We start from the raw sequence: 6,864 nt of genomic DNA, 5'->3' as shown, positions 1-6,864 counted from the left end.
CGGATTCCCGGGAATCCGCGCGCCGAGCGGGTGGACGTCACATTTGTGACTAGTTGGCGGCTGCCAGCTTTTCAGCGTAGGCAACAAGGGTGCGCACCTGGGAGCCGGTGCCGTTCTTCGGGGTGTAGCCCCAGGCGCTGCCCTCGTTGAAGGCAGGACCGGCGAAGTCGATGTGTGCCCATGGGATCTTCTTGCCGTCGACCTCGCCGACGAACTCCTCCAAGAAGACCGCTGCGGTCATCATGCCGCCCATGCGTTCACCGATATTTGCCAGGTCTGCCACCTGCGAGTCGATGCTCGAGCGCAGCTCCTCCGGCAGCGGCATGGCCCATGCCAGTTCGCCGACCTCGTTGGAGGTGGCGACCAGTTCGTCGCGCACTGCCTCGTCGCCCATGATGCCTGCGGTGCGCAGGCCCAGGGCCAGCATCTGGGCGCCGGTCAACGTTGCCATGTCGATCATCACGTCAGGCTTCTCTTCGCTGGCGGCGGCCAGGCCGTCCGCCATGACCAGGCGGCCCTCGGCGTCGGTGTTCAGCACCTCGACGGTCTTGCCGCCGAAGATGGTGATGACATCGCCTGGGCGGGTCGATGCGCCGCCTGGCATGTTCTCTGCCAGGCAGAGCCATGCGGTGACCTTGACGTTCAGGCCGAGCTCGGCCACTGCGGCAATGGTCTGGAACATGGCTGCGGCGCCGGACATGTCCGACTTCATGGCGTGCATGCCTGCAGGCGGCTTCAGCGAGATGCCGCCGGTGTCAAAGGTAATGCCTTTGCCGATCAGCGCAATGTGCTTCGATGCCTTGGCCGGCGCGTACTCGACCTTGACCATGCGCGGCTGGCGAACCGAGCCGCCGCCCACACCGATCAGGCCGCCGAAGCCGTCCTTGGCCAGGCGCTTCTCGTCCATGACGGTGACCTTCAGCGGCAGCGACTTGGAGTAGTCCTTGACTGCAGCTGCGAAGGACTCCGGGTAGAGCAGGTTGGCAGGGGCGTTGATCAGGTCGCGGGTAGCGCGCACCGCGCGGCCCAGCACTGCCGCGCGCTTGAGCGCTGCGGGCAGGTCCTTGTCGGTGGCGACTGTGGTGGCGATCAGCGCCTCGGCCAGAACCGGCTTCTCGCTCTTCTTGGAGCGCAGGTTCTCGTAGCGGTAGCTGCCCAGGGCGATGCCTTCGGCCACCGCGGCGGTGCGGGCGACGGTGTCGGCAGGCAGTGCGAAGATGGCGCTCTTGGCGTTCGACAGCTGGCGGGCGGCCGAACCTGCTGCGCGGCGCAGCAGCTCGTCGGTGAGTTCTGCAAGTTCCTTGACGCCCAGGCCGATGAACAACAGGACCTTGGCCTTGGTTTCTTCGACGGCTGGCAGCAAGGTCACTTCATCGGCCTTGCCGGCAACGCCGATGGCGTTCAGCGACTTCTCAAGTTCGGTGGTGGTTTCCGCGGAGAACGGGGAAGCGGCAATGACCGCCTTCTCGCCGTCCTTCCATACGCCCAGCACCAGGGTATCCGCGCTCTTGCGCTGGATATCGGTGCCAATGGCAGTCAGTGTGAGATCACTGGAGTTGATCACAAAATCAGTCCTTCTGTGCCTTTGTAGGGTCTAAGGATGAGACAGTCTCAAAATGGTTCCGGTCGCTGTAAGACCGGAAGACTGTGTACTCCCAATAGGAAATGTTATCCGAGGTATAGCGTCATGGTGCGTTACTTCACAGCGAGCGAAAGCTTGCACAGGATATGATGAACAATTGAGTTCAATCTGCCGTCACTGAGAATCAGCGGACAATGCAGAGGCACGGGGCCGGCGGGAGCCGAGCCCGGCGCAGCAAGAGAGGTGGACATGTCCAAGGAACCGTTGATGACTCTGGTCGCGACCGACCTGGACGAGCCAAGCCTGCAGGGCCTAGGCATGTATGTTTCCCTGCGCGGAATGTCTGATGCCGGCCACACGCATTCACAGGTGGCCAACGAGTTGTTCGGCAAGCTCGAATCCGAGCTCGTCGCCAGCTTCGATGCGGATGAACTCGTCGCCTACACCTCGCAGCGTCCGCGGGTGACGTTTCTGGGGGACCACTTCGCCGGATACCAGGCCCCGCGCCTGGAAATCTATCTCATGACCGATGAACTTGAGCAGCAGTTTTGGCTGGTCACCGGCGTGGAGCCCGATTTGAAATGGGAGCGCGTCATCTCCGAGCTGCTGCGCTTCATCGAAGCATTCAACGTCAGCCTCGTAGTCAGCACCGCATCGCTGCCCATGCCGGTTCCGCATACCCGTCCGGTGGGCGTCACAGCGCACGGAAACCGCAAGGACTTGATCGAGAATATTTCCACCTGGAGCCCCACCGTTGAATCTCCGGCGGGTCTGACCTCGCTGCTTGAAATCCGGTTGAACGACGTGTCCCGCGATGTCGTCGGCTACTCCCTGCACACGCCGCACTACCTCGCCGAATCGGAGTACCCGGCCGTCGCCGTCGCCGCCCTGGAACATGTCGGCGCCGCGTTGAAGCTTGCGCTGCCCACGGACAACCTGCGCGAGGCCGGCCGCCTGGTCGACGGGCAGCTTGCCGAACAGCTGGAAAACAGCACCGATGTCAGGCAGATGGTTGATGGCTTCGAAAAGCGCTTCGATGCCCACTCCCAAGAACACGAACGCCGGTCCCTGCTGCTGGACGAGGGCGAAAGCCTGCCCGACGCCGAAGAGCTCGGCACCCGAGTGGAAGACTTCCTCGCGACCATTGAAGATACCGAGGACTGGTTGAACAGCACCGAAAACGGCCCTTTGTCAGGTGAATCAGAGTAGTGAGTTCCCCGCAGCTTAATTCTGCGAAATCATGGATGGTCTACGGCTTTGCCGTTCTGGCCTACATTTCGGCAATTGCCCAGCGCACCAGTTTCGGCGTGGCCGGACTGGAAGCCACCGAACGCTTCAACGCCAGCGCCCAGATCCTTGCCACATTCTCGGTCGTGCAGCTGGTGGTCTATGCAGGAGCCCAGGTTCCGGTAGGTCTTGCGCTGGACAAGCTCGGACCCAAGATCCTGATTACCACCGGTGCGGTGCTGATGACTTTGGGACAGGCATTTCTTGCCATCTCCACCAACGTGCCCATGGGGCTGGTCGGCCGCGTCATGGTGGGCATGGGCGATGCCATGGTCTTCGTCTCGGTGCTCAAGCTGCTGCCCCTGTGGTTCTCCGGCTCGCGAATCCCGATCCTGACGCAGCTCACTGGCACCTTCGGCCAACTGGGCCAGCTCATCAGTATTTTCCCCTTCCACATGATGTTGATCGGCATCGGCTGGACTCCGGCGTTCTCCATGCTTTCTGCGCTGGCATTTGCCACTCTGGTCACCACCGTGGCCTTCGTGCGCAATGGGCCTCGGTGGACGGGCGCCCAGCCGCCGGCGGCGCACCAGGGTTCAAGACTGGCTGCCGCCATTAAGCAGCCTGGCACAAGGCTCGGCTTCTGGACGCATTTCACGACAGCCTTCATGGCAAATGTCTTCATGATGTCGTGGGGCTATCCATTCCTCGTGCAAGGGCAAGGCATCGACAGCGCCACGGCTTCCAGCCTGATGACGGTGTTCGTCGTCGTTGCAGTGCTGGTAGGGCCGCTGCTTGGGGCCTTGACATCACGCTATCCGCAGCGCCGGTCAACTTTCGCACTGGCGATCATCGCCTGGATTCTGGTGATGTGGATTATCGTCCTGCTGTGGCCTGGGCACTCGCCCATGTGGCTGCTGATCGTGCTGATGATCGCCATAGCCGCCGGAGGCCCAGCCTCAGTCATCAGCTTCGATTTTGCCAGGACGTTCAATCCGCCGCACCTGATGGGCACGGCAACTGGAGTAGTGAATACGGGCGGATTCATCGGCGCATTCGTCACGATCTATGTCATTGGCTTCATCATGGATCTGCAATACAAAGCCGGCGGATCCACGGGGGAGTTGTACAACCTTCCGGCGTTCAGGATTGCCTTGTCATTCCAGTTCTTGATGGCTGCACTTGGCGTAACCTTCATGCTCATCGAACGTGGAAAGGCCCGACGTCAGCAGCGGTGAGCCAACCCTGCCAGAGGTGTGCTGTGCTGATTTTCCACAGCTCGCAATGAAGCGCTGATCCTCTGGCGGGAAGCGCGTCAGTGTTGAAACATGACGACTACACCAGAACGAAACCCGCTGTCGCTTTCCGACATTGAAGACATCCTCGCCTACATCCCGCACGCATTGGGCTTCCATCCCACCGACTCCATGGTGCTGCTCCTTGTCGTGGGGCAGCGGCTTGAAGCAACAATGCGAGTGGATTTGCCCGAAGAATCCCTCACAGATGATCAGCTTGATACCTGGATCCGGCAGGTCACCAATCTCACCGGGCAGATGCCCGGAATCCAAAGCATCGTCAGTGTCTTGTATGTGCCGCAGGTGGTGCGGAACGAGAGCAAAGATCCATATCTCCGGCTGATAGACCGCCTTGCGGCGCAGTTGGAATCTCTGGACATCATGCTTCAGCACTCGTGGTGCGTAGATGCACAGTTTATTTGGGACTATGACCAGCCGGATGCCCAGGCGCTGTGTGCCCGGCCGGTAGTCGATGCAAATTCGACCAATCTTTCGATGGTGCTCGCCGGCTCGGCCCCGTTGCGCGAACCATGGGATGGGTGCGGCATTCCCGAATGGCCCAATGCACAGGATATTCGAGAAAGGGCCAAGGAGCTCGTCGAAGACAAGGGCGCAGGGCTCACCAGATGGGCAGAACTGCTCAACCTTCCGGTGGAGCGGGCACTGCTCTATCTTCACTCGGACCCTGATTGCGCAGTAGAACTGCTGCGGTCGCTGCGCTGGAAAATCATTCGAGACCTGCTGCCCTATCTTGCAGGGACGGACCAGGATGCAACGCAAAAAATTCTTCGCCTCTTGACGGAGGAAAAAGATCAAAAAGCTGTTCCGGAGCTTTCTAATTTTCTTTTAGGCCGCGGGTGGCGCAGCCCGGACTGGCAGCGCACCGAAAGATTGTGGGCAGTATCCCGAGACTTGCTGGGCGTGGCCCGAGGCAACCAACGGTATGCACTGATGTGCGTCCTGGCGTGGATTGAGTGGGCGCGCGGACGGGGCTCGCTGGCCTTGACCCTTCTGGACCAGGTGCTGCGCGAATGCGAAGACTACAACCTTGCCGTGCTCCTCAAGCAGTTGCTCAACACCGGTGTCATGCCGCATTGGGCTACCGATCAGCTTCGGGCGTGGAGAGCGCAATTCGCGTGACACGACAGCAAGGGATGCTCCCAAGTGGTATCCGGGCATGAATTCATGGATAATGGTTCAACAGACCCGGTTAGGTTCGAAAATGCTATTGTTCCGAAAACCACGTTTTGGGAACATCTAGCGAGTCTGATGCGTTGAATATTACGTGCCAGCTCAAGGTGAATCGTCTTGAACGAAACGCCCTCGGACTTGACAGGGTCATAGTGGTGTTACCGGCAGGTGCATCCGGAACGCATCGTTAGAAAGGTTATTCGTGTCATCTTCTGAGACGAACGCTAATCGCAAGGCAACCGAGGCCGAGGTTGACGCGGCCGAGGAAACGGCTACCAAGCCTGTAGCGAAGAAGCGCGCTACCAAGGCGCGAACCAAGAAAGCGGCAGGCGATTCCGCTGATCAGGGCGAGGAAACTATGACCCCTGAAGAACATGACGACGATGCTGAGTCAGGCACCGACGCCAAGAACGAGGACAAGTCGGAAGACGAGTCCAAGGGCTTTACCTTGTCGACATCTGACGATGATGCCCCGCAGCAGCAGGTCATGGTCGCTGGTGCAACTGCCGACCCAGTCAAGGACTACCTCAAGCAGATCGGCAAGGTTGCCCTGCTGAATGCTGAGCAGGAAGTTGACCTTGCCTTGCGCATCGAGGCCGGCCTGTTCGCTCAGGACAAGCTGGACCACGATGACGGATCGATCGACCAGCGCCTGCGCTGGGACTACGAGCAGATCATCCACGATGGCAAGATCGCCAAGAACCACCTGCTGGAAGCCAACCTTCGACTGGTGGTGTCTCTCGCGAAGCGCTACACCGGCCGCGGCATGCTCTTCCTGGACTTGATCCAGGAAGGCAACTTGGGCCTGATTCGTGCCGTGGAGAAGTTCGACTACACCAAGGGCTTCAAGTTCTCCACCTATGCAACGTGGTGGATCCGCCAGGCCATCACCCGCGCCATGGCCGACCAGGCCCGCACCATCCGCATTCCTGTGCACATGGTTGAAGTGATTAATAAGCTTGCCCGTGTACAGCGCCAGATGCTGCAGGATCTGGGCCGCGAACCTACCCCGGAGGAGCTGGCCAAGGAACTGGACATGACCCCCGAAAAGGTTGTCGAGGTTCAGAAGTACGGCCGCGAGCCAATTTCGCTGCACACCCCGCTGGGTGAAGACGGCGACTCCGAGTTCGGCGACCTGATCGAAGACTCCGAAGCAGTTGTCCCAGCTGATGCTGTGTCTTTCACCCTGTTGCAGGAGCAGCTGCATTCGGTGCTCGATACGCTTTCCGAGCGCGAGGCAGGCGTTGTTGCCATGCGCTTCGGCCTGACCGACGGCCAGCCTAAGACTTTAGACGAAATCGGCAAGGTCTACGGCGTGACCCGTGAACGTATTCGCCAGATTGAGTCCAAGACGATGTCGAAGCTTCGCCATCCGTCGCGTTCTCAGGTACTGCGCGACTATCTGGACTAAAGATCTAAACGAAAACCGCGGTTCATCCTGCCCCATCGGGCGCCAGGATGAACCGCGGTTTTTTCATGCCCAAAAAATTGCTGATCCGGCCTTGGCTACATAACGACAAAAAACTCGCGGGCTGGACCATCGATAAAGATGGTTCAACCCGCGAGTCC

The 6,864-nt window shown here is 59.9% G+C and carries 5 protein-coding genes; 4 read left to right on the top strand and 1 reads right to left on the bottom strand.

The window, feature by feature from the left end:
* Window positions 1–49: 49 nt before the first annotated feature.
* Window positions 50–1,564 carry a leucyl aminopeptidase gene (locus AUR04nite_RS15435; RefSeq protein WP_141366751.1) on the bottom strand — a complete coding sequence of 505 codons (1,515 nt, stop codon included), beginning with the start codon at window positions 1,562–1,564 and terminating at the stop codon, window positions 50–52.
* Between the two features lie 285 nt (window positions 1,565–1,849).
* Here AUR04nite_RS15435 and AUR04nite_RS15430 point away from each other — a divergent pair, with 285 nt between their 5' ends.
* The 4 genes from AUR04nite_RS15430 (at window position 1,850) to AUR04nite_RS15415 (ending at window position 6,706) form a co-directional block, all read left to right on the top strand.
* Window positions 1,850–2,791, top strand: coding sequence for a proteasome assembly chaperone family protein (locus AUR04nite_RS15430; RefSeq protein ID WP_246055560.1), 942 nt, complete (start codon window positions 1,850–1,852; stop codon window positions 2,789–2,791).
* The gene (locus tag AUR04nite_RS15425) at window positions 2,791–4,047 is read left to right on the top strand and encodes an MFS transporter (protein ID WP_141366747.1); all 1,257 of its coding nucleotides are present in this window, start codon (window positions 2,791–2,793) and stop codon (window positions 4,045–4,047) included. The genes AUR04nite_RS15430 and AUR04nite_RS15425 overlap by 1 nt, the downstream gene beginning before the upstream one ends.
* A 90-nt stretch (window positions 4,048–4,137) precedes the next feature.
* Complete coding sequence (locus AUR04nite_RS15420) at window positions 4,138–5,244, top strand: DUF4192 domain-containing protein (protein WP_141366745.1); 1,107 nt, start codon at window positions 4,138–4,140, stop codon at window positions 5,242–5,244.
* A 253-nt stretch (window positions 5,245–5,497) separates the two neighbouring features.
* Window positions 5,498–6,706 (top strand): RNA polymerase sigma factor, encoded by a 1,209-nt coding sequence (locus AUR04nite_RS15415; protein ID WP_141366743.1) that lies wholly within the window; start codon window positions 5,498–5,500, stop codon window positions 6,704–6,706.
* The last annotated feature ends 158 nt before the right edge of the window (window positions 6,707–6,864 follow it).

It is taken from the genome of Glutamicibacter uratoxydans (assembly GCF_006539925.1).
GTDB lineage: Bacteria > Actinomycetota > Actinomycetes > Actinomycetales > Micrococcaceae > Glutamicibacter > Glutamicibacter uratoxydans.
This window is presented reverse-complemented; position numbering and strand designations above follow the sequence as displayed.

Bases quoted from the DNA above. Each gene is read 5' to 3' on its own strand.
- AUR04nite_RS15430 (WP_246055560.1), top strand. From the start codon at position 1,850: ATGACTCTGGTCGCGACCGACCTGGACGAGCCAAGCCTGCAGGGCCTA.
- AUR04nite_RS15420 (WP_141366745.1), top strand. From the start codon at position 4,138: ATGACGACTACACCAGAACGAAACCCGCTGTCGCTTTCCGACATTGAA.